Annotated in this window: 24 protein-coding genes; 17 read left to right on the plus strand and 7 right to left on the minus strand. The window is 69.3% G+C overall.

Annotated elements, in window-relative coordinates; genetic code table 11:
* Positions 1-75: 75 nt before the first annotated feature.
* The 6 genes from OWR29_RS12385 (at position 76) to OWR29_RS12410 (ending at position 4,792) form a co-directional block, all read left to right on the plus strand.
* Positions 76-582 carry a hypothetical protein gene (locus tag OWR29_RS12385; RefSeq protein ID WP_267562838.1) on the plus strand — a complete coding sequence of 169 codons (507 nt, stop codon included), beginning with the start codon at positions 76-78 and terminating at the stop codon, positions 580-582.
* 384 nt (positions 583-966) lie between these two features.
* Complete coding sequence (gene gap / locus OWR29_RS12390; RefSeq protein WP_267562839.1) at positions 967-1,965, plus strand: type I glyceraldehyde-3-phosphate dehydrogenase; 999 nt, start codon at positions 967-969, stop codon at positions 1,963-1,965.
* Positions 1,962-3,164: a phosphoglycerate kinase gene (locus tag OWR29_RS12395; protein ID WP_267563259.1), complete on the plus strand. Its 1,203-nt coding sequence runs from the start codon at positions 1,962-1,964 to the stop codon at positions 3,162-3,164. Before gap ends, OWR29_RS12395 begins: the two co-directional genes overlap by 4 nt.
* Positions 3,165-3,953, plus strand: coding sequence for a triose-phosphate isomerase (gene tpiA, locus OWR29_RS12400; RefSeq protein WP_267562840.1), 789 nt, complete (start codon positions 3,165-3,167; stop codon positions 3,951-3,953).
* Between the two features lie 89 nt (positions 3,954-4,042).
* On the plus strand, positions 4,043-4,300 hold the full coding sequence (gene secG / locus OWR29_RS12405; RefSeq protein ID WP_267562841.1) for a preprotein translocase subunit SecG: 258 nt from the start codon (positions 4,043-4,045) through the stop codon (positions 4,298-4,300).
* A gap of 150 nt (positions 4,301-4,450) precedes the next feature.
* Positions 4,451-4,792 (plus strand): RNA polymerase-binding protein RbpA, encoded by a 342-nt coding sequence (locus OWR29_RS12410; RefSeq protein WP_267562842.1) that lies wholly within the window; start codon positions 4,451-4,453, stop codon positions 4,790-4,792.
* Between the two features lie 6 nt (positions 4,793-4,798).
* Here the strand turns inward: OWR29_RS12410 and OWR29_RS12415 are convergent, their stop codons facing one another.
* The 6 genes from OWR29_RS12415 to tkt all read right to left on the minus strand — a co-directional run bounded on the left by OWR29_RS12415 (position 4,799) and on the right by tkt (position 12,146).
* A complete protein-coding gene (locus tag OWR29_RS12415; protein WP_267562843.1) occupies positions 4,799-5,398 on the minus strand; it encodes a GNAT family N-acetyltransferase in 600 nt (199 codons plus the stop codon).
* A 37-nt stretch (positions 5,399-5,435) separates the two neighbouring features.
* Positions 5,436-6,170: a 6-phosphogluconolactonase gene (pgl, locus tag OWR29_RS12420; RefSeq protein ID WP_267562844.1), complete on the minus strand. Its 735-nt coding sequence runs from the start codon at positions 6,168-6,170 to the stop codon at positions 5,436-5,438.
* 74 nt (positions 6,171-6,244) lie between these two features.
* Positions 6,245-7,258, minus strand: a complete 1,014-nt coding sequence (locus OWR29_RS12425; protein WP_267562845.1) for a glucose-6-phosphate dehydrogenase assembly protein OpcA — start codon at positions 7,256-7,258, stop codon at positions 6,245-6,247.
* Positions 7,255-8,772 carry a glucose-6-phosphate dehydrogenase gene (gene zwf / locus OWR29_RS12430; protein ID WP_324291239.1) on the minus strand — a complete coding sequence of 506 codons (1,518 nt, stop codon included), beginning with the start codon at positions 8,770-8,772 and terminating at the stop codon, positions 7,255-7,257. The genes OWR29_RS12425 and zwf overlap by 4 nt, the downstream gene beginning before the upstream one ends.
* Before the next feature lie 93 nt (positions 8,773-8,865).
* On the minus strand, positions 8,866-10,002 hold the full coding sequence (gene tal / locus OWR29_RS12435; protein ID WP_267562847.1) for a transaldolase: 1,137 nt from the start codon (positions 10,000-10,002) through the stop codon (positions 8,866-8,868).
* An 11-nt stretch (positions 10,003-10,013) separates the two neighbouring features.
* Positions 10,014-12,146, minus strand: coding sequence for a transketolase (gene tkt, locus OWR29_RS12440; RefSeq protein ID WP_267562848.1), 2,133 nt, complete (start codon positions 12,144-12,146; stop codon positions 10,014-10,016).
* Positions 12,147-12,401: 255 nt separating this feature from the next.
* Between tkt and OWR29_RS12445 the strand changes: the two genes are divergently transcribed.
* The 3 genes from OWR29_RS12445 (at position 12,402) to OWR29_RS12455 (ending at position 15,078) form a co-directional block, all read left to right on the plus strand.
* Positions 12,402-13,361 (plus strand): heme o synthase, encoded by a 960-nt coding sequence (locus tag OWR29_RS12445; RefSeq protein WP_267562849.1) that lies wholly within the window; start codon positions 12,402-12,404, stop codon positions 13,359-13,361.
* Between the two features lie 516 nt (positions 13,362-13,877).
* Entirely contained in the window at positions 13,878-14,171 is a 294-nt protein-coding gene (locus OWR29_RS12450; protein ID WP_267562850.1) for a hypothetical protein, read from the plus strand.
* Position 14,172: 1 nt separating this feature from the next.
* Positions 14,173-15,078, plus strand: a complete 906-nt coding sequence (locus tag OWR29_RS12455) for an ATP-grasp domain-containing protein (RefSeq protein ID WP_267562851.1) — start codon at positions 14,173-14,175, stop codon at positions 15,076-15,078.
* 964 nt (positions 15,079-16,042) lie between these two features.
* Here OWR29_RS12455 and OWR29_RS12460 read toward each other — a convergent pair.
* Positions 16,043-16,987 (minus strand): COX15/CtaA family protein, encoded by a 945-nt coding sequence (locus tag OWR29_RS12460; RefSeq protein WP_267562852.1) that lies wholly within the window; start codon positions 16,985-16,987, stop codon positions 16,043-16,045.
* Between the two features lie 116 nt (positions 16,988-17,103).
* On the opposite strand from OWR29_RS12460, the gene OWR29_RS12465 reads away from it, so the two are divergent.
* From OWR29_RS12465 to OWR29_RS12500, 8 genes are read left to right on the plus strand one after another with little or no spacing between them, the layout of a single operon-like run.
* Positions 17,104-17,829, plus strand: coding sequence for a helix-turn-helix transcriptional regulator (locus tag OWR29_RS12465; RefSeq protein WP_267562853.1), 726 nt, complete (start codon positions 17,104-17,106; stop codon positions 17,827-17,829).
* Entirely contained in the window at positions 17,826-19,247 is a 1,422-nt protein-coding gene (gene sufB / locus OWR29_RS12470) for a Fe-S cluster assembly protein SufB (protein ID WP_267562854.1), read from the plus strand. Before OWR29_RS12465 ends, sufB begins: the two co-directional genes overlap by 4 nt.
* A gap of 3 nt (positions 19,248-19,250) precedes the next feature.
* Complete coding sequence (gene sufD / locus OWR29_RS12475; protein ID WP_267562855.1) at positions 19,251-20,381, plus strand: Fe-S cluster assembly protein SufD; 1,131 nt, start codon at positions 19,251-19,253, stop codon at positions 20,379-20,381.
* Positions 20,378-20,710, plus strand: coding sequence for a non-heme iron oxygenase ferredoxin subunit (locus tag OWR29_RS12480; protein ID WP_267562856.1), 333 nt, complete (start codon positions 20,378-20,380; stop codon positions 20,708-20,710). The genes sufD and OWR29_RS12480 overlap by 4 nt, the downstream gene beginning before the upstream one ends.
* On the plus strand, positions 20,707-21,468 hold the full coding sequence (sufC, locus tag OWR29_RS12485; protein ID WP_267562857.1) for a Fe-S cluster assembly ATPase SufC: 762 nt from the start codon (positions 20,707-20,709) through the stop codon (positions 21,466-21,468). Before OWR29_RS12480 ends, sufC begins: the two co-directional genes overlap by 4 nt.
* 25 nt (positions 21,469-21,493) lie before the next feature.
* Positions 21,494-22,717, plus strand: a complete 1,224-nt coding sequence (locus OWR29_RS12490; protein ID WP_267562858.1) for a cysteine desulfurase — start codon at positions 21,494-21,496, stop codon at positions 22,715-22,717.
* Entirely contained in the window at positions 22,717-23,178 is a 462-nt protein-coding gene (gene sufU / locus OWR29_RS12495; protein WP_267562859.1) for a Fe-S cluster assembly sulfur transfer protein SufU, read from the plus strand. The genes OWR29_RS12490 and sufU overlap by 1 nt, the downstream gene beginning before the upstream one ends.
* Positions 23,175-23,594 (plus strand): metal-sulfur cluster assembly factor, encoded by a 420-nt coding sequence (locus tag OWR29_RS12500; protein WP_267562860.1) that lies wholly within the window; start codon positions 23,175-23,177, stop codon positions 23,592-23,594. The genes sufU and OWR29_RS12500 overlap by 4 nt, the downstream gene beginning before the upstream one ends.
* Positions 23,595-23,623 lie beyond the last annotated feature (29 nt).

The following is a 23,623-nucleotide window of genomic DNA, read 5'->3' on the forward strand; positions in this document are numbered from 1 at the left end:
TTGTTCAGTTAGTGCCGATTCGACCGGGCAAAAGCCTCTTACCGCTCCGCTCAAAAACCCGGAAGACTCCTCGCCATGTCCAGCATGAAGGAACTCGAGAAGCGGGTCGCGGCGACGGAGGATGAGCTGGTGAGGTTGCGGCGAGAGGTCGGGGAGGTGCGGACCTTGGCAGCAGGAGCAAGTGAGGATGCCGGCGACTATCAGGCGGCTCTGCGGGGGCACAAGATGTCGCTGGAAGCGTTGCGGAAGACGCAGCTTCAGCAGTCGGAGGTGCTCGAACGTCTGGCGGAGACGCTCGACGCGCGTTTCGCAGAGTTGGGCGTCACGCAGCTTGAGCAGTGGACGCAGATGCAAGCGCTGGTCGGGAGTGTCACAACCTCGCTGGACGCGATGCGCGTGACGCAGCTCGAACAACAGGCCGACATCGAGAAGGTCCGAGAATCGAACATGCAGCACTGGACCGAACTGCAAGACGTCCGGCGGACTCAGCTCAAGCACCACGCCGAGGTGAAGGCGGGCTTGACGGGCATCGTGCAGTTGCTGGAGGCGCGGGGCGGGGACGCCGGGAAGGGCAAGTCCTGACCCCGGGTCGGTGAGCAACACTTCCGGCCCCGGCGGGTGACCTCCGGGGCCGGGCCGGAAGCTGATCCCGTTGCGGTTCGTGATGGGTGTGTTGCGTACGGGGAAGGGTCTTTCTCTGAGAAGAAGCGCAGGTTAACGGCTGGGCTGAGTAACGCTCAGGTTGCGACCCCGCGCAAAAGCAGCGTGAGCTCTCGGATAGGGTCGGTCTCGACGGCGACGGTGCCGGCACCACGACCGACCGCGCTGTGCGCCGCCAGTCTGACGCGGCGCCTCCTCAGCTCGGGCGCGGCGGCCGGACACCCCTGTGCCGGCCCTCGAACGGTCGGCAACGCAGACCCTCCGCCGGTCGCATAATCCGGCGGACCGAAACGAGGAGATCCACCTGTGACCATCCGGGTTGGCATCAACGGCTTCGGCCGTATCGGCCGCAACTTCTTCCGGGCGGCTCTCGCCTCGGGTGCGGACATCGAGATCGTCGGCGTGAACGACCTCACCGACAACGCCACGCTGGCTCACCTGCTCAAGTACGACTCGATCCTGGGCCGCCTGCCGCACGAGGTGAAGGCGACCGCCGACGAGATCACCGTCGGTGGCAAGACCTTCAAGGCGTTCGCCGAGCGTGACCCGAACAACCTGCCCTGGGGCGACCTGGGCGCCGACGTCGTCATCGAGTCGACCGGCTTCTTCACCGACGCCTCGAAGGCCAAGGCGCACGTCGACAAGGGCGCCAAGAAGGTCATCATCTCGGCCCCGGCCAAGAACGAGGACATCACCGTCGTCATGGGTGTCAACGACAACCTGTACGACGGCGCGAAGCACACGATCATCTCGAACGCTTCCTGCACCACCAACTGCCTCGCCCCGATGGCGAAGGTCCTGAACGACACGATCGGCATCGAGCGTGGCCTCATGACCACGATCCACGCCTACACCCAGGACCAGAACCTGCAGGACGGCCCGCACAAGGACCTGCGCCGCGCCCGCGCCGCCGCCCTCAACGTGGTGCCGACCTCGACCGGCGCCGCCAAGGCCGTCAGCCTGGTGCTGCCCGAGCTCAAGGGCAAGCTCGACGGCTTCGCGATGCGCGTGCCGATCCCGACCGGCTCCGCCACCGACCTGACCTTCCAGGCCGCCAAGGAGACGTCGGTCGAAGAGGTCAACGCCGCGATCAAGGCCGCCGCCGAGGGCGCGCTGCGGGGCATCCTCACCTACACCGAGGACGAGATCGTCTCGTCGGACATCGTCACCGACCCGGCGTCCTGCATCTTCGACGCCGGCCTGACCAAGGTGATCGGCAACCAGGTCAAGGTCGTCGGCTGGTACGACAACGAGTGGGGCTACTCGAACCGCCTCGTCGACCTGGTCAAGCTCGTCGGAGCCTGATCTTGAAGACTCTCGACGACCTGCTCGGCGAGGGTGTCTCGGGTCGGCGCGTGCTCGTGCGCGCCGACCTGAACGTCCCGTTCGACAAGAGCAACCCCGGCGTCATCAGCGACGACGGCCGCGCCCGGGCGGTGCTGCCGACGCTGATCGCGCTGCGTGACGCGGGCGCCCGCGTCATCGTCATGTCGCACCTGGGCCGCCCCAAGGGCGCGCCCGACCCCAAGTACACCCTCGAGCCCGTCGCCACCCGCCTGGGTGAGCTGCTGGGTTCGCCGGTGGTCTTCGCGACCGACACCGTCGGTTCGGATGCGACGGCCAAGGCCGGTGCTCTCGAGGACGGCCAGGTGCTGCTGCTCGAGAACCTGCGGTTCAACGAGGGCGAGACCTCGAAGGACGACGCGGCCCGGTCCGCCTTCGCGGGCGAGCTGGCCGCGCTGGCCGACTTCTATGTGGACGACGCGTTCGGCGCCGTGCACCGCAAGCACGCCTCGGTGTACGACGTGCCGGCGATCCTGCCGCACTACGCGGGCGGCCTGGTCATCAAAGAGGTCGACGTCCTGAAGAAGGTCACCGAGAACCCCGATCAGCCGTACGTGGTCGTGCTCGGCGGCTCGAAGGTGTCCGACAAGCTCGCGGTGATCAAGGCCCTGCTGCCCAAGGTCGACAAGCTTCTCGTCGGCGGCGGCATGTGCTTCACCTTCCTCAAGGCCCAGGGGCACGAGGTCGGCAAGTCCCTGCTCGAGGACGAGATGGTCGGCACCTGCCGCGACCTGCTGTCCGAGGCGCAGGGCCGGATCGTGCTGCCGGTCGACGTGGTCGCGGCGACCGAGTTCTCGGCCGACGCCGACTCGGTGACCGTGCCGGCGTCCGGGATCCCGGCCGACCGGCTGGGGCTCGACATCGGCCCGGAGTCGGTCGCGCTGTTCGCCGAGGCCGTCGGCGGCGCCAAGACCGTGTTCTGGAACGGCCCGATGGGCGTGTTCGAGCTGGCCCCGTTCGCGGCCGGCACCCGGGGCGTGGCCGAGGCGATCACCAAGATCGACGGCTTCTCCGTGGTCGGCGGGGGCGACTCGGCCGCGGCCGTGCGCACGCTCGGCCTCGACGAGAGCGCCTTCGGGCACATCTCGACCGGTGGCGGCGCCTCCCTGGAATACCTCGAGGGCAAGACCCTCCCCGGCATCGAAGCTCTGGAGAAGTAAATGGCTGAAGCTCGCCGGCCCCTCATGGCTGGCAACTGGAAGATGAACCTCAACCACTTCGAGGCCAACCTTCTGGTGCAGAAGCTCGCGGCCGGTCTCACCGAGCAGCAGCTGACCGACGTCGAGGTGGCCGTCCTGCCGCCGTTCACCGACCTGCGCACCGTGCAGACCGCGGTCGACGGCGACAAGCTCCAGATCGTGTACGGGGCGCAGGACGTCTCGCAGCACAAGTCGGGCGCGTACACCGGTGAGATCGCGGGCTCCATGCTCGAGAAGCTGGGCTGCACCTACGTGCTGGCCGGCCACTCGGAGCGGCGCGAGTACCACCACGAGGGCGACGACGTGGTCAACGCGAAGGTGAAGGCGGCCTTCGCGAGCAACCTGACGCCGATCCTGTGCGTGGGCGAGGGCCTGTCCATCCGCGAGGAGAACGGCCACTGCGCGCACTGCACCTCGCAGCTCGAGGCCGGCCTGGCCGGGCTGAAGCCCGAGCAGGTCAAGCAGGTCGTGGTCGCGTACGAGCCGGTCTGGGCGATCGGCACCGGCAAGACCGCCACGCCGGAGGACGCGCAGGAGGTCTGCGGCGAGCTGCGGGCCCGGCTGACCGAGAAGTACGGCGAAGAGGTCGGCAACGCGGTCCGCATCCTCTACGGCGGCTCGGTCAAGGCGGCCAACATCGCGGCCATCATGGCCAAGCCCGATGTGGACGGCGCCCTGATCGGCGGGGCCAGCCTGGACGCCGAGGAGTTCGCCTCGATCGTCCGGTTCCGCGAGCACGTGGCGCGCTGACACCGTACGTGTGCCCGGGCGTACCGTTCGCCCGGGCACACGCTATTGTTGGACCGCTTGCAGTGCCCTTCGAGAGGAATCGTCCGACCATGCCGATGTGGTTCGCGTACACGTTGATCGTGTTGCTGGTGCTCACCAGCATTTTGCTGACCCTGCTCATCCTGCTGCACCGCGGCAAGGGCGGCGGCATGTCGAGCATGTTCGGTGGCGGCGTCACGTCCAGCCTGGCCGGCTCCTCCGTCGCCGAGAAGAACCTCGACCGCTACACCGTGCTGGTGGGCATCGTCTGGTTCGCCTGCATCGTGGGCCTCGGCCTGTGGCTGCGGCTCGCCATCCCCAGCACCTGAGTTTCCTACGCCCCGTGCTTCCTGACGGAGCGTAATAGTCGTAGAATCTGCCGCGCGTCCGGTTCCGCCGGGCGCGCGGCATTTTTATTGCTCTGTTTCGGCCTCATTTCCGGCCGGTCAATCAACGCCCTCGAGACAGGAGTGACATCCGTGTCCAGTGGCAGTGCGATCCGCGGCAGCCGGGTCGGCTCCTCCCCGGTCCGTCCCGACGAACGCAGCGAGCCCGCTCCGCGGCGTGAGGTCACCTATTTCTGCGCGGCGGGTCACGCCAGCCAGATCTGGTTCTCCGCCGAAGCGCCGTCGCCCGACTCGTGGGACTGCCCGCGCTGCGGTCAGCCCGCCGGTCTCGACCGGCAGAACCCGCCGGGGCGGTCGCGGGCCGAGCCGTACAAGTCGCATCTGGCGTACGTCAAGGAGCGCCGCTCCGACGAGGACGGCGCCAAGATCCTGGAAGAGGCGCTGGCCAAGCTGCGGCAGCGACGCGGCGAGTAGGGCCCCTCAGACGGCCGTGTCGCGGCCGAGGTACAGCGCCTCGGGCTGGGACGGGACGGGGATCGGTTCGAAGCCCAGCCGGTCGTAGAAGGCGCGCGCGGCGGTGTTGGCCGGGGCCACGCCCAGGTGCACCCGCTGCGCGCCGGCCTTCCGCAGCCCGTCCAGGAAAGACCACATCAGCCCGCGCCCCATGCCCCGGCCCTGCCATTCCGGCAGCAGGTCGATGTGCAGGTGGGCGGGATAGCCGGCCAGCTCGGGCACGAGCATGCGCTCGGGGTGGTGGTGAAGTTCGAGCCAGCTGTCGTCGCGCGGGTCGCTGCCGTAGCGGCCGGCGGTGGCGGGCAGCCACTCCGCGCGGTAGCGCCGGACGAATTCCGCGGTGTCGGTGGTGCCGACGATGTAGCCGACCGCGTTGCCCTGACCGTCGTCGAGGATCCGGGCCGTGGCCGGTTCCAGGACGACGTACGGCGCGGCGAAGATGTCGCCGATCAGCCGGTCCGAGCTGTTCTGGCCGCGAGCGTCGCCGCCGGCATCGGCGGTACGCACGCAGATGTCGTAGACGGCGTCGAGGTCGGTGGGCCGGTAGGCGCGGATCTCTGGCTGCACCGATGCATTCTAAGATCCGCGCCCGGGTGGGCCGCGATCAGCCCATCTTGGCCGCGGCGGCCTTGTCGAGCAGCCAGTAGGTCTTCGTGCGGCCGGTCGCGTGGGCCGCGGGCAGCAGCTTGTCGCCGTTCAGGGCCCGCCCGACCGAGTCGGTCTTGTCCGGTCCGGCGGCGATGAGCCACACCTCTTCGGCCGACTGGATGGTCGGCATGGTCAGGGTGATCCGGGTCGGCGGCGGCTTCGGGCTGTCGTGGACGGCCGCGGTGGTGGTGGCGGTCTCGTTCAGCACCGGGTGTTCGGGGAAGAGCGAGGCCACGTGCCCGTCCTCGCCGACGCCCAGCATCAGCACGTCGAACGGCGGCCGGTCGGCCCCGCCGATCCGCAGCTCGTCGGCGTAGCGGGCGGCGGCCGCCTCGGCGTCGTCGCCGTCGGGGCCGTCCGAGGCGGGCATGGGGTGCACCCGGGCCGGGTCGAGCGGCAGCGCGTCGAGCAGCGCCTCGCGGGCCTGGGTCTCGTTGCGCTCGGGGTCGCCGGCCGGCAGGAAGCGCTCGTCGCCCCACCACAGGTCGATCCGGGCCCAGTCGATCGCCTTGGCCTCGGGCAGCTCCTTGAGGGCGGCCAGCACCCGCTTGGCGATCCGGCCGCCGGTCAGCACGACACCGGCCGAGCCGCGCTCGGCCTGCGCGTCCACGATCTTGGCGATCAGCCGGGACGCCACGGTCGCGGCCAGCGTGTCGGCGTCCGGAACGACCACCACCAGGGTCTTGCTCACAGTGCTACTCCTCGGCGTCAAAGGGTTGGGGCCGCCCACCGAGAATGGTGGACGGCCCCCGTACGTCTTCAGTTCTAAGCGGCCGTGCCGCCGGGGCCGGCCATCGCCGACTCGTCGCCCGCCTTGGCGGCCAGCGCCGGGTCTTTCCACACGTGCACGCGCATCGGCGGCTTGTGGTCGAGCCCGGTCACGCCGGCCATCGAGCCGAGCGCGTCGGCGTAGATCTGGTCGGCGTCCAGGCGGCGCAGCTCCTCGGCCAGTTCGTCGCCCACCGGCCGCTTGGGCAGCGGCATGTAGCGGTCTTCCTGGCCGGTACGGCTGAACAGCGCCGTGTTCTCTTCGCGGGTCACGGTCACCGTGTCCCCGTTCTCGCACGTCAGCATCACCGAGTGCATGCGCGGAGCCCGGTCGGAGGCCTGCAGCTCCGGCACGATGCCCAGGCGGGACTGCAGCCAGCCCTTCATCAGCCAAGCGGTCGGGTCTTTGGCCGGCGCCACGATGGTCGCGCCGGTCACCCGGGCCTCGGTGGTGTCGAACGCGCCGGCCACCAGGGTGCGCCACAGGGTGATGCGCGTCCAGGTGAGGTCGGTGTCGCCCGGCGCGTAGTCGATCGCCCGCTGGCGCAGCGCGGCCACCGGGTCGTGCGCCTGCGCGCAGTCGGTGATGCGGCGGTCGGCGACCACCCCGAGGAAGTCGTTCGCGATCATGTCCGGCGGCTCCTGGTGCCACCACGAGACGACCGGCACGTCCGGGGCCAGCAGCGGCATGACCACCGACTCGGCGTGCAGCGCGAGCCGGCCGTACATGCGCATGACGACCGCCTCGGCCGGGCCGAGACGACCGCCGACCACGATCTCGGCGTCCAGCCGGCTGCGGCCCTCGAGGTCGGAACGCACCACGATGAGCAGCCGGCAGGGGTGCGCGGCGGCCGCGATGGTCGCCGCCGCCTCGGCCTCACGGACCTTCTTCTCCTCCACCACGGCGACCAGGGTCAGGGCGAGGCCGGAGGCCACACCGCCGGCGCTGCGCCGCTCGGCGGCGAGCGCCTTGACCACCTCGTTGCCGGTGGTGTCCCACAAGCCGATCATGCTCGCCTCCAGGCACGGCCCTCACGGGCCAGCATCTCGTCCGAAGCGCGCGGGCCCCACTCGCCGGCCCGGTAGGGCTCGGGCTTGGTGCCCGCCCACGCGGCCTCCAGCGGGTCGATGACCTGCCAGCTCTGCTCGATCTCGGCCGCGTCCGGGAACAGGGTCCGGTCGCCGACCAGCACGTCCAGGACCAGGCGCTCGTACGCCTCGGGGCTGGACTCGGTGAACGCCTCGCCGTACTGGAAGTCCATCGCGATGTCGCGGACCTCCATCGTGGTGCCCGGCACCTTGGAGCCGAACTTGAGCACCACGCCCTCGTCCGGCTGCACGCGGATGACGAGCTGGTTGTTGCCCAGCATCTCGACGTCGGCCGGGTCGAACGGCAGGTGCGGGGCACGCTTGAAGAGGATGGCGATCTCGGTCACCCGACGTGGCATGCGCTTGCCCACGCGTACGTAGAAAGGAACTTCGGCCCAGCGCCGGTTCTGAATGCCGAGGCGGACCGCGGCGTACGTCTCCGTCGTGGAGTCGGCCGGGATGTTCTTCTCTTCCAGGTAGCCCACCGCGCGCTCGCCGGCGACCCAGCCCGGAAGGTACTGACCGCGGACCGAGCCCTTGGAGATGTCCTTCGGGATGGCGATCGCCTTGAGCACCTTCAGCTTCTCGGCCCGGACGTCGTCGTGGTCGAAGCTCGTCGGCTCCTCCATGGCGACCAGGGCCAGCAGCTGCAGCAGGTGGTTCTGCAGCACGTCGCGGGCGGCGCCGGACGCGTCGTAGAACGCGGCCCGGGTGCCGATGCCGACGTCCTCGGCCATGGTGATCTGCACCGAGTCGACGTACTTGGAGTTCCACACCGGCTCGAACAGGCTGTTGGCGAAGCGCAGGGCCAGAATGTTCTGGACCGTCTCTTTGCCCAGGTAGTGGTCGATGCGGTAGACGTCGACCGGCGTGAAGACCTCGTCCACCAGCTGGTTCAGCGAGATCGCGGACTGCAGGTCGTTGCCGAACGGCTTCTCGACCACCACGCGGCGCCAGCCACCGGACTTGGCGTTGTCGGCCATGCCCGTACGGGCGAGCTGGTTGAGCACCAGCGGGAACGCGGCCGGCGGGATGGAGAAGTAGAAGGCGGCGTTGCCCGGGATGCCGTTGCGCTCGCGCAGGTCGTCGAGCGTCTCGGCCAGGTGGTCGAACGCCGCGTCGTCGTCGAACGAGCCCGGCACGAACTGGAACTGGCTGGCCAGACGCTGCCAGACGTCCTCGCGCCACGGGGTGCGGGCGCCCTTCTTCGCCGCTTCGTACGCCAGCGACTCGAAGTCGCCGTCGCCCCAGTCGCGGCGGGCGAAGCCCAGAACCACGAAACCGGGCGGCAGCAGACCGCGGTTGGCCAGGTCGTAGACGGCCGGGATGAGCTTCTTTCGGGACAGGTCACCGGTGACTCCGAAGATCACCAGAGCGCAAGGCTCGGGGATCCGGGGAAGCCTGCGGTCCTGTGCGGTACGCAGCGGATTGCCCACGTGGTCCATCCTGCCAGTTTTCGGTGTCGTGCAAGTGTCTAAGCAGGGACAGAGGAGGGGACCCGCGTCGAGCGAGTCCCCTCATCGCATGTGTCAGGCCGCGTCGCTCGGGCTGTCCGAGCCCTTGGCCGCCGCCTTGAGCGACTTGTCGACGCCCTCGAGCAGCTCTTTCCAGCTGGCCTCGAACTTGTCGACGCCCTCGTCCTCGAGCACCTTGAAGACGTCGGGGAGGTCGACGCCGACCCGCTCGAGGTCCGAGAAGACCTGGCGGGCGGAGTCGTACGAGCCGGTCACCGCGTCCTTGCGGGTCTCGCCGTGGTCGGCGAACGCGTGGATCACGGCCTCGGGCATGGTGTTCACCGTGCCCGGCGCCACCAGCTCCTCGACGTAGATGGTGTCCTTGTACTCCGGGTTCTTGGTGGAGGTGGACGCCCACAGCGGACGCTGCGGCTGAGCGCCGGCCTTCTCGAGGGCCTTCCAGCGGTCGGCGCCGAAGACCTCCTGGTACGCCTCGTACGCCAGCTGGGCGTTGGCGATGGCCGCCTTGCCCTTGAGCGCCTTGGCCTCGTCGCTGCCGATCTTGTCGAGGCGCTTGTCGATCTCGGTGTCCACGCGGGAGACGAAGAACGACGCCACCGAGCCGATCTTGGACAGGTCGTGGCCGTTGGCCTTGGCCTGCTCGATGCCGTCGAGGAACGCGTCCATGACCTGGCGGTAGCGCTCGTTCGAAAAGATCAGGGTCACGTTGACGCTGATGCCCTCGGCCAGCACCTGGGTGATCGCGGGCAGGCCGGCCAGGGTGGCCGGGATCTTGATGTACAGGTTCTCGCGGTCGACGAGCCACCAGAGCGTCTTGGCCTCGGCCACGGTGCTGTGGGTGTCGTGCGCCTTGCGCGGGTCGACCTCGATGGACACGCGGCCGTCGACACCGTTGGAGGCGTCGTAGGCCGGGCGCTCGACGTCACACGCGTCCCGCACGTCACGGCCGGTCATCAGGCGTACGGCCTCTTCGACCGTCACGCCCTGGGCGGCCAGGTCGCGCAGCTGCTCGTCGTAGGCGTCGGCGTCGGACAGCGCCTTCTGGAAGATGCTGGGGTTCGTGGTCACGCCGACCACGTGCTGCTCGTCGAGCAGCTTCTTGAGCCCGCCGGTGGTCAGGCGGGGACGGGAGAGGTCGTCGAGCCAGACCGCTACACCAGCGGCCGAAAGCTCAGCAAGCCTGTCGGTCATCACTATCTCCCTCAGTTACCGGTCGTGTGACCGGTGATCTCGCCGACCTTGGCCAGGGCGGCGTTGGCCTTGGCCACCACGTTGTCCGCGGTGAACCCGAACTGCTCGAAGAGGATCTTGGCGGGGGCGCTCGCGCCGTAGTGCTCGATGCTCACGGGCTCGCCCGCCTCGCCCAGGATCCTGTCCCAGCTCTGCCGGATGCCGGCCTCGACCGTCACCCGGGCCTTGACGCCGCGGGGCAGAACCTGCTGCTGGTACGCGGTGTCCTGCTCGTAGAACCATTCGAGGCACGGCATCGATACCACGCGGGTGGGCGTGCCCTCGGCCTCGAGCCGCTCCTGCGCGGTGAGGCAGTACTGCACCTCGGAGCCGGTGCCGATGAGGATCACCTTGGGCTCGCCGCCGGTCGCCTCGGAGAGGATGTAGCCGCCGCGCAGGGTGCCCTCGGCCGACGCGTACTTCGTGCGGTCGATGGTGGGCAGGTTCTGCCGCGACAGGGCCAGGCCGGTCGGGCGGTCCTTGTGCTCGATCGCGCCGCGCCAGGCGTAGGCGGTCTCGTTGGCGTCGGCCGGGCGCACGATGTCGAGGCCGACGATGGCCCGCAGGGCGGACAGCGTCTCGATCGGCTGGTGCGTCGGGCCGTCCTCGCCGAGGCCGATCGAGTCGTGCGTCCACACGTAGATGACCGGCAGCTTCATGAGCGCGGACAGGCGTACGGCGCCGCGCATGTAGTCGCTGAAGACCAGGAACGTGCCGCCGTAGGGGCGGGTCTTGCCGTTGGCCGTGATGCCGTTGAGGACCGAGCCCATGCCGTGCTCACGGATGCCGAAGTGCAGCGTGCGGCCGTACTCGTTGCCGGGGAAGGCCTTGGTCGCGTACTCGGCCGGGATGAAGGACGGCTCGCCCTTCATCGTGGTGTTGTTGCTCTCGGCCAGGTCGGCCGAACCGCCCCACAGCTCGGGCAGCACCGGGGCGAGGGCGTTCAGCACCTGCTGCGACGCGGCCCGGGTGGCCAGGCCCTTGGGGTCGGCCGGGAACTCGGGCAGCGACTTCTCCCAGCCCTCGGGCAGGGTGTGCGCCGACAGCCGCTCGAACAGCGCCTTGCGCTCCGGGTTGGCCTTGGCCCAGGTCTCGAACTTGGCGTCCCACTCGGCGTGGGCGGCCTGGCCGCGCTCGACCACCTGGCGGGTGTGCGCGAGGACGTCCTCGGCGACCGCGAACGTCTCGTTCGGGTCGAAGCCCAGGATCTGCTTGGTCGCGGCGACCTCGTCGGCGCCCAGGGCCGAGCCGTGGATCTTGCCGGTGTTCTGCTTGTTCGGGGCGGGCCAGCCGATGATCGTACGCAGGACGATGAACGACGGCTTGTCGGTGACCTTCTTGGCGGCCAGGATCGCGGCGTACAGCGCCTCGACGTCCTCGTGGTACTCGCCGCCCTTGGACGGGTCGCCCTTGCGCCAGTCCACGTGCTGCACGTGCCAGCCGTAGGCGGCGTAGCGCGCGCCGACGTCCTCGTTCTTGGCGATACGGGTGTCGTCCTCGATGGAGATCTCGTTGTCGTCGTAGATCAGCGTGAGGTTGCCGAGCTTCTGCACGCCGGCGATGGCGCTCGACTCGTGGCTGACGCCCTCTTCGATGTCGCCGTCCGAGCACAGCGCGTACACGTTGTGGTCGAACAGAGAGTCACCGGTGTCGGGCTCGGGGTCGAACAGACCGCGCTCGCGGCGGGCGGCCATGGCCATGCCCACCGCGTTGCCGATGCCCTGGCCCAGCGGGCCGGTGGTGACCTCGACGCCGGGGGTGTGCCCGTACTCGGGGTGGCCGGGGGTCAGCGAGTCCCACTGCCGCAGCGAGGCCAAGTCGTCCAGGGCCAGGCCGAAGCCGTTCAGGTAGAGCTGAATGTAGAGGGTGAGGCTGGAGTGACCACAGGAGAGCACGAAGCGGTCCCGGCCGGCCCACAGCGGATCGGACGGGTCATGCCGCATGACCCGGTTGAACAGCAGGTAGGCGGCGGGCGCGAGGCTCATCGCCGTTCCGGGATGGCCGTTGCCGGATTTCTCCACGGCGTCCATGGCCAGGACCCGGACTGTGTCCACCGCTTTGCGGTCTAGGTCGGACCAATTGAGAGCAGGATCTGTGGCAGCCACGTCGGTTGTGCTCCTCGGGGCATGGATTCGTTGAACCTCTTTTGAGGTTGACCCTATCCACTTGGGTTAAACCCGCGCCCGGGGAACGCCCGAGGCCCATACGCTGAGAGCGGACACGCGACGTGTGACGCCGTGCACCCGGCAAGGGTCGCCGGAGCAGCGGAGATGGCTGAGCGTAGGCTGTCCGGGCGTGCCGCCGGCTGGCGCCGGAACGGTCGTGGAATGCCTAGTGCCGAAGCCGGAAGGTGGCAGTCCGTGAGCATGATCACCGAGCGTCCCGTTCCCGAACGGGCGGTCGGCGTTACGGAGCGCACCGCGGACGCGGTTCCTCCCAAGACGCGTCGCGATCTCGTAGGCCTGTTGCGCGCCTACCTGGCGCTGACCAAGCCGCAGATCGTCGAACTGCTCCTGGTGACCACCGTCCCGACCATGATGGTCGCGGCCGGCGGGTGGCCTGACCTGCGCACTCTCGCCGTCGTGCTGATCGGCGGGGCGATGGCGGGCGGCGCCGCGAGCGCGCTCAACTGCTACATCGACCGCGACATCGACCAGGTCATGCGGCGCACCAAGCGGCGGCCGCTGCCGGCCAACGCCGTCACCCCGCGCTCCGTGCTGATCTTCGGGCTGAGCATGGCCGTGATCTCGGTCGCGCTGATGGCCGTCTTCACCAACTGGCTGGCCACCGCGCTCACCGCGGGCGCCATCTTCTACTACGACGTCGTCTACACGCTGTGGCTGAAGCGGCGCACCCCGGCCAACACGTTCTGGGGCGGCATCTGCGGCTCGGCGCCCGTGATCATCGGCTGGGCCGCCGTGACCGGCTCGGTGTCGGCGCTGGGATGGGCGCTATTTGCGGTTGTCTTCTTTTGGCAGATGCCGCACTTCTACGCGCTCGCCATCAAGTACAAGGACGACTACGCCCGCGCCGGCGTCCCGATGCTGCCGGTCGTCCGCTCGGCCGGGCGGGTCAACTTCGAGATCGTCCTCTACACCGTGCTCACCGTGGCCGCCTCGCTCGTGGCCTGGCCGCTGGGTCTGGGGCTGATCTACGGCATCACCGCTATCGCCACCGGCGTGGCCTTCCTGGCCGAGGCGGTGCTGCTCGTGAGGCGGTCGCGGGCCGGGCAGGCGCTCAAGCCGATGCGGCTGTTCCACTGGTCCATCACCTACCTGACGATCCTGTTCATCGCCGTGGCGGTGGACGCGCTCGTCTGAGTCCTCGCTGACGCGCTCGTCCGAGCCTTTGCTGACGCGCTCGTCCGAGCCTTTGCTGACGCGCTCGTCCGAGCTTTTGCTGACGCGCCGCGCGCGCCCGCCCGCTGACCGCGGACCGGGCGCGCGTTGCCGTTTCCGGGCTCGCGGGCTCGAGCGGGCGCCGGCGGCCGAGTGCGACGTTTCGGCGGGCTTGATTGTTGCGTCACGGCGCGTGCCACTTTTCGGGACGCGGCACAAGGGTGCGGCTGCGTGCCGGTCTCCTCGGCGGGCGTACGGGACGGTGCGGGAGGGGGCCGGACGTCAGCCCAGGGTCACCGGCGTCGCACAACGCGACCGAATTCGCCGCATTCGCGGTTACGGAAGGTCACTCAATAGATGGAAACCTGTGGATGCGGGTAAATCGGGCAAACCAATTTAATTGGGAAGTGTCCAGAGGTTAAACCCGCAGGTAATTCCCCTCACAAAAGGCAGGTGGAGGTACTTGCCTCTGCACGTGCAGTGCTTACTCTTCCGTTCATGGCTCAAGGTTCCGATACGACACTGACCGCGGGGATCAAGTCCTTCGCCGCCGGCCACGGTGGTGCCAAGGCGGTCATCGAGTACGTCGGCAAGCGTGGTGCCCGCATTGTTCTCGTCGGTGAGGACGGCGAGTGGTCCGACCAGTTCGCCGACGACACCAGCACCGCCCGCAAGGCTTGTGAGATCGCCGGCGTCGAGGTGGAGAACGAGTGGGAGCGCGAGCTCATGGAGCAGATGCGCCCCAGCAACGACCTGTGGCGCTCGATGTCGCGCCGGAGCATGGCCCGCTGAGTTGACCGCTGCTTTCCCTACTCCAGCGACCCGGGAGCGATCCCGGGTCGCTCTCGTTACGTGCGAGATCTTCCCGGACCTGTGGGAGGGTGACTTCCCGCTGCGCGACGCTCTGCGCTCGCGCGGCGTCGAGGTGGACGCCGTCGGCTGGGCCGACGCCGGGGCCGACTGGGACTCGTACGACCTGGCGGTGATCCGCTCGCCCTGGGACTACGTGGCCCGGCGCGACCAGTTCGTGGCCTGGGCGCACAGCGTGCCCCGCCTGCTCAACCCGGCCGGCGTGCTCGAGTGGAACACCGACAAGCGCTACCTGGCCGAGCTGGCCAACGCGGGCCTGCCGGTCACCCCGACCGAGTTCGTCGGCCCCGGCGAGCAGTGGGAGCCGCCGGCCGACGGCGAGTGGGTTGTGAAGCCCACGGTCAGCGCGGGCAGCCAGGACACGGGCCGCTACCGGCTTCCCGCCCAGCAAGCGCTGGCCGAGGCCCACGTGACCCGCCTGACCGCCGCGGGCCGCACGGCGATGATCCAGCCGTACCTGGCCGCGGTCGACGAGACCGGCGAGACCGCGCTCATCTACCTGCCGGACGCCGGCGGCGCGCTGACCTACAGCCACGCCATCCGCAAGGGCGCGATGCTGACCGGCCCCGACGAGGGCGCGATCGCCCCCGGCAGCGAGCGGATCGACCCCCGCACCGCGACCGCCGCCGAGCGTGCGGTGGCCGAGCGGGTGCTCGAGGCCGTTCCGGGCGGCGCCGGGCGCCTGCTCTACGCCCGGATCGACCTGATTCCCGGCTCCGACGGCAGCCCGCTGCTGGTCGAGCTCGAGCTGACCGAGCCCACCCTGTTCCTGAAAGAGGGCGGCGACGCGGCCGACCGCCTGGCCGAAGCCGTCATCGCCCGCCTCTGACCGCCCGATTAAACAGCCGGCGGTCCGGGGGGCCGCTCGCGTCGACAGTCGGCGGCCGGAAGACCGCTCGCGGACAGCCGTGGGCAGGGGACGGCTCGCGTCGACGGCCGGCGGCCGGGGGGACCGCTCGCGCGGACGGGTGGTGGCCGGAGAGAGAAGAAGAAGACCACCACCCGCGCGCTGATGGGTCCGGTGTGACGGCCGCGCAGAGACACCGGGGAACGACCGCCGCACTTTGTGGGTGCCGCGTATAGAACCAGCTCCTTCCTGCTGAGGCGTGCGAACAGAACGCCGGCAGCGCCGCGCGACCGGACGACAACGGTCGCGGCAGGCGGGCACGGCGCGGAGTGACGAGTGGGACGGGTGGCGTCCGGCGAGCCGTTCTCGGTGGGGATTCCGGGCCGCCGGCTCGCGGCGGACGCCACCCCTTCGGCAGGGCTCGCGGGAGCCGCTTCGCTTGACGAATGCGAGCGACAACCCTGCCGGGTCTGGGGCGGCCGGGCGGGATCAGGCGGGCGGCGCCGGATGGGCGGGCTCAGGCGGCGTGGCGCCGGTGGTAACCGTGCGGCGTGGGGGAGTGGTGGGGCTCGTGTGTGGCATGGGGACAGCGTGCCGAACCGGGCCGATCAAAGGTGGACCGATGTTTTTTCTGTGGACGACACGCCGGTTGTCCACAGGCCCAGTGCCCGCAAGCCCAGGTCAGAGCGTTTCGTTCGTGGCCGTGCGGGGGCGGAAAGCTTGGCTCGGCGACGAAACGGGGCCGCCTCCGATATGGCCGTCCGGGGGCGGAAAGGCTTGGCTCGGCGACGAAACGGGGCCGCCTCCGATATGGCCGTCCGGGGGCGGAAAGGCTTGGCTCGGCGGCGAAAGCGGGCGGCTCGAGCGGCCGCGTCCGGCATGGCCGTCCGAGGGGGAGCCTGGCGCAGCGGCGAAAGTCGGCGGCGTCAGTTGGGCGTGGAGCGGGTCAGCGGGCTGTGGCGACCGGCTGCTCGGCGGCTGAGCCGAGGGTCGGCTCGCCGGCGGGGGCGGCGGCTGCGGGCACGTCGGGGCGGGCGCGCAGCGACCACACGACGGCCAGCGTGGACGTCCAGACCAGGGCCGCGCCGAGCATGTGGGCGCCGACCAGCAGGACCGGCAGGTGGGTGAAGTACTGCACGAAGCCGATCAGCCCCTGGCCCAGCTCGACCGCCAGCAGCACCACGGCCGCGCGGACGGTGGCCGCGGGCGCCTTCACCGCACGCAGCGCGAAGATCAGCGCCACGGTCAGGCCGATCAGCAGGAACACCACGTCGGCGTGGGCCTGCGAGACCGTGGCCGGGTCGAGGCCGTTGCGCTTGGCGTCCTCGTCGCCGGCGTGGGGGCCGCTGCCGGTCACCACCACGCCCAGGGCGATCACCGCCGCGCTGACCGCCGACAGGATCCACACCAGGTGGTTGATCGGGCGCGGGACCAGCGGCACCGGCTTTCCGTCGCCCTCGGCGGCGCGCTTCCACAACGCGTACGCGAAAGCGATGATCACGATCGAGATGAGGAAGTGGATGCCGACCACCCACGGGTTCAGGTCGGTCAGCACCGTGATGCCGCCCACCACCGCCTGCAGCGGGATGTAGAGCAGCACCGCGATCGCCAGCAGCACCCGAGCCCGGCGGCGCGGCTTCTCCAGCAGCGCGGCGATCACGCAGGCGACGGCGATGATGCCGAGGGCGAACGTGAGCATCCGGTTGCCGAACTCGATCACGCCGTGCACGCCCATCTCGGCGGTCGTCGTGTACGAGCTGTCGGTGCACCGGGGCCAGGTGGGGCAGCCGAGACCCGAACCGGTGAGACGAACCGCCGCACCGGTGACGACAAGCGCGACGTTGGCGATCAGGGACGCCAAGGCCAGGGGGCGCAGCGGCAGGAATCTCACCTCTGGCATCGTACGCAGGCAATTGATCTTGTTTGGAAGGGCCCGCGAGCAGCGGTGGCATGGATCACCGGGGGGTCGGTTTGCAGGGCTCCGCCGAAATACGTAACGTTGTCGTAGTGAAAAACGAGGTGCAGATCCGGAGCGGAGTGGTGGCGTCGCCCACCGCTTCCGACGGACGTACCCGTGACCGGGTCGCCCAGCTCTTGCTCGAGCGGGGTTCGGCCACCGCGGCCGAGCTCGGCGCCGAGCTGAGCCTGAGCCCGGCGGCGATCCGCAAGCACCTCGACGCGATGCTGGCCGACCAGCTGGTCGAGACCCGCGAGGTCCGCAACACCGGCCCGCGCGGCCGGGGTCGCCCGGCCAAGGCGTTCGCGCTCACCGTGGCCGCCCGGGAAGATCTCAACCCGCACTTCTACGACGGTATCGCGACCGCCGCGCTGCGCTGGATCCAGCAGCACCACGGGTCCGAGGCCGTCACCGCCTTCGCGTCGTCCCAGGTCGTCGCGCTCGAGGAACGCTGCCGGGCCGCTCTGCTCGAGGCCGGCGACGACCCCATCGCGCGGGCGGAGGCGCTCGCCGAGGCGCTCACCGCCGAGGGCTACGCTGCCAACGCGACCGTGATCGCGTCGGGCGGCCAGCTGTGCCAGCATTCCTGCCCGGTGGCGCACGTGGCCGCCGAGTTCCCTCAGCTGTGCGACGCCGAGACCGAGGTTATTTCCCGCCTCATCGGCACCCACGTGCAGCGTCTCGCCACCATCGCGCACGGAGACAGGGTGTGCACCACGCATATTCCTGCCCCCACACGTGTAACGCCAGCAACCACGGTTAGGACAGATACATGACCGACCAGATCGTCAGCCAGGAAGAGCACCTCGCCGCCCTGGGCAAGTACGAGTACGGCTGGGCCGACGCCGACGTCGCGGGGGCCGCGGCGCAGCGTGGCCTGTCCGAGGCCGTGGTGCGCGACATCTCCGCGAAGAAGAACGAGCCCGAGTGGATGCTCAACCTGCGGCTCAAGGGTCTTCGCCTGTTCGACCGCAAGCCCATGCCGAACTGGGGCGCCGACCTCACCGGCATCGACTTCCAGAACATCAAGTACTTCGTGCGCTCGACCGAGAAACAGGCCACGAGCTGGGAAGAGCTGCCCGAGGACATCAAGGCCACGTACGACAAGCTGGGCATCCCCGAGGCCGAGAAGCAGCGCCTCGTGGCCGGCGTCGCGGCTCAGTACGAGTCCGAGGTCGTCTACCACGCCATCCGTGAGGACCTGGAGGAGCAGGGCGTCCTGTTCCTGGACACCGACACGGCGCTCAAGGAGCACCCGGAGATCTTCCAGGAGTACTTCGGCACCGTGATCCCGGTCGGCGACAACAAGTTCGCCGCGCTCAACACCTCGGTGTGGTCGGGTGGCTCCTTCATCTACGTGCCGAAGGGCGTGCACGTCGACATCCCGCTGCAGGCCTACTTCCGGATCAACACCGAGAACATGGGCCAGTTCGAGCGGACGCTGATCATCGCCGACGAGGGCAGCTACGTGCACTACGTCGAGGGCTGCACGGCGCCGATCTACTCGTCCGACTCGCTGCACTCCGCGGTCGTCGAGATCGTCGTCAAGAAGAACGCCCGGGTGCGGTACACGACCATCCAGAACTGGTCGAACAACGTCTACAACCTGGTCACCAAGCGCGCCACCTGCGAAGAGGGCGCGACCATGGAGTGGATCGACGGCAACATCGGCTCCAAGGTGACCATGAAGTACCCGGCCGTCTACATGACCGGCCCGCACGCCAAGGGCGAGGTGCTGTCGATCGCCATGGCCGGCGAGGGCCAGCACCAGGACTCGGGCGCCAAGATGGTGCACGCCGCGCCGCACACCTCCTCGACCATCGTGTCGAAGTCGATCGCCCGGGGCGGCGGCCGCACCTCGTACCGCGGCCTCGTACAGGTGCTGGAGGGCTCGTCGTCCTCCAAGAGCACGGTCAAGTGCGACGCACTCCTGGTCGACACCATCAGCCGCTCGGACACCTACCCTTACGTCGACATCCGCGAGGACGACGTGGCGATGGGGCACGAGGCGACCGTCTCCAAGGTCTCCGAGGACCAGCTCTTCTACCTGATGAGCCGCGGTCTGACCGAGGACGAGGCGATGGCGATGATCGTGCGTGGCTTCATCGAGCCGATCGCCAAGGAACTGCCGATGGAGTACGCCCTCGAACTGAACCGTCTCATTGAGCTCCAGATGGAAGGCGCGGTCGGCTAACCGATGACCACCGAAACAACGATTGCTCCGGCCAGCACCAAGACCCAGGTGCTGCGCTCGTTCGACGTCACCGACTTCCCGGCCCTCACCGGGCTCGAGGAGGAATGGCGTTTCACCCCGCTCAAGCGCCTGCGCGAGCTGGTCACGGCCACGTCGCTGACCGGTACCGCGCCGCAGCTCGAGTTCGGTGACCTGCCGGCCGGCGTCAGCGTGCGGAGCGTCGAGAAGGCCGAGCCCGTGCTCACCCCGTTCGACCGCGTGAGCGCGCTGGCCTTCGGCGCGGCCTCGGGCGTGAACCTGATCGAGGTCGCGCCCGAGACCGAGCCCGAGCAGGCCGTGGTGGTCCGCGTCGTGGGCAAGGGCGGCGAGGCCGCGGCCGCGCGCACCTTTGTCAAGGTGGGCGCGTTCGCCAAGGTCACCCTGGTGCTCGAGCAGACCGGCACGACCACGCTGGCCGACAACGTCGAGGTCCTGGTGGGCGACAGCGCCCAGCTGACCCTCGTGACCGTGGCCGACTGGGACGCCGGCGCGGTGCAGGCCCAGCACGTGAAGCTCAAGGTCGGCCGGGACGCCCGCGCCGTCCACGCGCAGGTGGCGCTGGGCGGCGACCTGGTCCGCCAGTTCACCAGCGTGGAGTACACGGGCCGTGGCGGCGACGCCGAGCTGTGGGGCCTCTACTTCGCCGACGCCGGCCAGCACTTCGAGCACCGCCAGCTGGTCGACCACTCAGTTCCGGACTGCCGCAGCTACGTGGGTTACCGCGGCGCGCTGCAGGGCGCCTCCGCGCACACGGTCTGGGTGGGTGACGTGCTGATCCGGGCCGCGGCGACCGGCACCGACACGTACGAAATCAATCGGAACTTGATTCTGACCGACGGGGCCCGGGCCGACTCGGTGCCCAACCTCGAGATCGAGACCGGCGAGATCGTCGGCGCCGGGCACGCCAGCGCGACCGGCCGCTTCGACGAGGAGCAGCTGTTCTACCTGATGGCGCGGGGCATCCCCGAGGGTGAGGCGCGCAAGCTGGTGGTCCGCGGGTTCTTCGCCGAGCTGCTGAACAAGATCCCGGTCGAGGAGCTGCGCGAGCGCCTCGGCGACGCGATCGAGACCCGGCTGGCGGAGAGCGGCGCGTGAGCTTCGAGCTGGTCGGTCCGGTGACCGACGTCGCCAAGGGCGCCGCGATCTCGATCGAGCTCGACGGCGTCGACATCGCGGTGGTCCACGCCGACGACGACAACTTCTACGCCGTACGCGATGAGTGCTCCCACGCGGCCGTGCCCCTGTCCGAGGGTGAGGTCGAAGGCTGCACGCTCGAGTGCTGGCTGCACGGTTCCCGGTTCGACCTGCGCACCGGCGAGCCGAGCGGCCCGCCCGCGTTCACCCCGGTGGCGACCTTCCCCGTCGAGATCCGCGACGGCGACATCTACGTATCGACAACCCCGAGTAATGGAGTAAACCCGTGAGCACCCTGGAGATCCGCGACCTGCAGGTGTCGGTCAAGCTGCCCGAGGGCGACCTGAAGCCGATCCTGGCCGGGGTCGACCTCACCGTGAAGTCGGGCGAGACCCACGCCATCATGGGTCCGAACGGCTCGGGCAAGTCGACGCTGGCGTACTCCATCGCGGGCCACCCCAAGTACGAGATCACCGGCGGCACCGTCACGCTGGACGGCGACAACGTCCTCGACATGACCGTCGACGAGCGCGCCCGGGCCGGCCTGTTCCTGGCCATGCAGTACCCGGTCGAGGTGCCCGGCGTCTCCGTGGCGAACTTCCTGCGTACGGCGAAGACCGCCGTCGACGGCCAGGCGCCCAAGCTGCGCACCTGGGCCGGCGAGCTGCGCGGCGCCATGGAGAAGCTGCAGATGGACCCGGCGTTCGCCCAGCGCAACGTCAACGAGGGCTTCTCCGGCGGTGAGAAGAAGCGGCACGAGATCATGCAGCTCGAGCTGCTCAAGCCGAAGATGGCGATCCTCGACGAGACCGACTCGGGCCTCGACATCGACGCGCTGCGCATCGTCAGCGAGGGCGTCAACCGGGTCCGCGAGACGGGCGAGACCGGCCTGCTGCTGATCACCCACTACACCCGCATCCTGCGCTACATCCAGCCCGACTTCGTGCACGTCTTCGTGGCCGGCAAGATCGTTCAGGAGGGTGGCCCGGAGCTCGCCGAGCAGCTCGAGGCCGAGGGCTACGAGCGCTACGTCGGCACGCGCGTCTGACATTCCTGACGGGAGAACCTGAACGATGACGTTCGACGTGGTCCGGGTCCGAGCCGACTTCCCGATCCTCAGCCGGGAGGTCAACGGCCACCCGCTGGTCTATCTGGACAGTGCGAACACCTCGCAGAAACCGGCGCAGGTGATCAAGGCGATGCGTCTGCACAACGAGCGGCACAACGGCAACGTGTCCCGCTCGGTGCACACGCTCGGCACCGAGGCCACGTCGGCGTACGAGGACGCCCGCGGCAAGGTCGCGGCGTTCGTCGGCGCGGCGACGCCCGACGAGATCGTCTTCACCAAGAACTCGACCGAGGCGATCAACCTGGTCGCGCACTCGCTCGGGCAGCACCTGGCGCTCAAGCCGGGCGACGAGATCGTGATCTCCGAGATGGAGCATCACTCGAACATCGTCCCGTGGCAGCTGCTGTGCGAGCGGACGGGCGCCACGCTGCGCTGGTTCGGTGTGACCGACGAGGGCCGCCTTCTCTTCGAAGAGGGCTTGATCAACGAGCGCACGAAGATCGTCTCGGTCGTGCACATGTCGAATGTGCTCGGCACGATCAACGATGTGTCGCAGATTGTCGAGCAGGCGCACTCTTTCGGTGCTCTGGTGATGCTCGACTGCTCGCAGTCGGTGCCGCACCTGCCGGTCGACGTCCAGGCGCTCGGGGCCGACTTCATCGCGTTCACCGGCCACAAGATGCTCGGCCCGACCGGCATCGGCGTGCTCTGGGGCCGCTACGACCTGCTGGCCGCCATGCCGCCGTTCCTGGCCGGCGGTTCGATGATCGAGACGGTGACGATGGGCGGCACCACCTACGCCCCGCCGCCGGCCCGGTTCGAGGCCGGCACGCCGCCGATCGCCGAGGCGGTCGGTCTCGGCGTGGCCGTCGACTACCTGAACGAGCTGGGCATGGAGGCCATCCACCAGCACGAGCAGGACATCACCGCGTACGCGTTGAAGACCCTCAGTGACGTGCCGGGAGTTCGCATCTTCGGCCCGGCCACCCCCGAGGGGCGCGGCGGCACGCTGTCGTTCGGCGTCGACGGGGTGCACCCGCACGACGTGGGCCAGATCCTGGACGCGCTCGGCGTCGAGGTGCGGGTCGGGCACCACTGCGCGAAGCCGACCTGCGCCCGGTTCGGGGTGCCGGCGATGACCCGCGCGTCGTTCTATCTCTACACGACCACGGACGAGATCGACGCCCTCGCCCGCGGCCTCGATCACGTCAAGAAGGTGTTCGGCTGATGATGCTCGACGGGCTGTACCAAGAGATCATCTTGGATCACTACAAGCACCCGCACGGCCGTGGCCTGCGCGATCCCTTCAACGGCGAGGCGCACCACGTCAACCCGACCTGCGGCGATGAGATCACGGTGCGCGTCTCCGCCCTCGAGGCCGGGGAGCTTTCCGACATTTCGTACGACGGTCTGGGGTGCTCGATCAGTCAGGCCTCAGCCTCGGTGCTGTACGAACTGCTGCGTGGGCGCACGCCGCAGGACGCCGCGGGAATCCACGAGGCGTTCGTGGCGCTGATGCAGGGGCGCGGCCAGGTCGAACCGGACGAGGACGTGCTCGGCGACGGCATCGCGTTCGCCGGGGTCGCGAAGTTCCCGGCCCGGGTGAAGTGCGCGCTGCTGCCGTGGATGGCTTTCAAGGATGCGGCCGCCCGTGCCGGCATCGACGTTTCTTCAGAGGTGACAGCATGACCGACATCAGCCCCGAGGCCGCTCCGGCCACGACTGCCCCGGCCGAGTCCGCTCCGGCCGCGGCTGCCGCGACCGCTCCGGCCGAGGTTTCCAAGGCGTCGATCGCCGACATCGAAGAGGCCATGAAGGACGTCGTCGACCCCGAGCTCGGGATCAACGTCGTCGACCTCGGCCTCGTCTACGACACGTACGTCGACGACGAGAACATCGCCACCCTCGACATGACGCTGACCTCGGCGGCCTGCCCGCTGACCGACGTGATCGAGGACCAGACACGCACGGCGCTGACCGCCGGCCCCGGCGGCGGCCTGGTCAAGGACTTCCGCATCAACTGGGTGTGGCTGCCGCCGTGGGGCCCCGACAAGATCACCGACGACGGCCGCGAGCAGCTGCGCGCGCTCGGCTTCAACGTCTGAGTTCTGTCGTACCCCACTGCTAGAAAAAG

Origin of the sequence: Paractinoplanes pyxinae (genome assembly GCF_026626335.1) — a bacterium.
Classification (GTDB): domain Bacteria; phylum Actinomycetota; class Actinomycetes; order Mycobacteriales; family Micromonosporaceae; genus Actinoplanes; species Actinoplanes pyxinae.

What these genes read in the sequence shown, in the direction of transcription:
- OWR29_RS12450 (WP_267562850.1), top strand. Translation starts at nt 13,878, where the DNA reads ATGGCTCAAGGTTCCGATACGACACTGACCGCGGGGATCAAGTCCTTC.
- OWR29_RS12500 (WP_267562860.1), top strand. Translation starts at nt 23,175, where the DNA reads ATGACCGACATCAGCCCCGAGGCCGCTCCGGCCACGACTGCCCCGGCC.
- OWR29_RS12490 (WP_267562858.1), top strand. Translation starts at nt 21,494, where the DNA reads ATGACGTTCGACGTGGTCCGGGTCCGAGCCGACTTCCCGATCCTCAGC.
- secG (WP_267562841.1), top strand. Translation starts at nt 4,043, where the DNA reads ATGCCGATGTGGTTCGCGTACACGTTGATCGTGTTGCTGGTGCTCACC.
- tal (WP_267562847.1), bottom strand. Translation starts at nt 10,002, where the DNA reads ATGACCGACAGGCTTGCTGAGCTTTCGGCCGCTGGTGTAGCGGTCTGG.
- tpiA (WP_267562840.1), top strand. Translation starts at nt 3,165, where the DNA reads ATGGCTGAAGCTCGCCGGCCCCTCATGGCTGGCAACTGGAAGATGAAC.
- OWR29_RS12425 (WP_267562845.1), bottom strand. Translation starts at nt 7,258, where the DNA reads ATGATCGGCTTGTGGGACACCACCGGCAACGAGGTGGTCAAGGCGCTC.
- sufB (WP_267562854.1), top strand. Translation starts at nt 17,826, where the DNA reads ATGACCGACCAGATCGTCAGCCAGGAAGAGCACCTCGCCGCCCTGGGC.
- sufD (WP_267562855.1), top strand. Translation starts at nt 19,251, where the DNA reads ATGACCACCGAAACAACGATTGCTCCGGCCAGCACCAAGACCCAGGTG.
- OWR29_RS12385 (WP_267562838.1), top strand. Translation starts at nt 76, where the DNA reads ATGTCCAGCATGAAGGAACTCGAGAAGCGGGTCGCGGCGACGGAGGAT.
- sufU (WP_267562859.1), top strand. Translation starts at nt 22,717, where the DNA reads ATGATGCTCGACGGGCTGTACCAAGAGATCATCTTGGATCACTACAAG.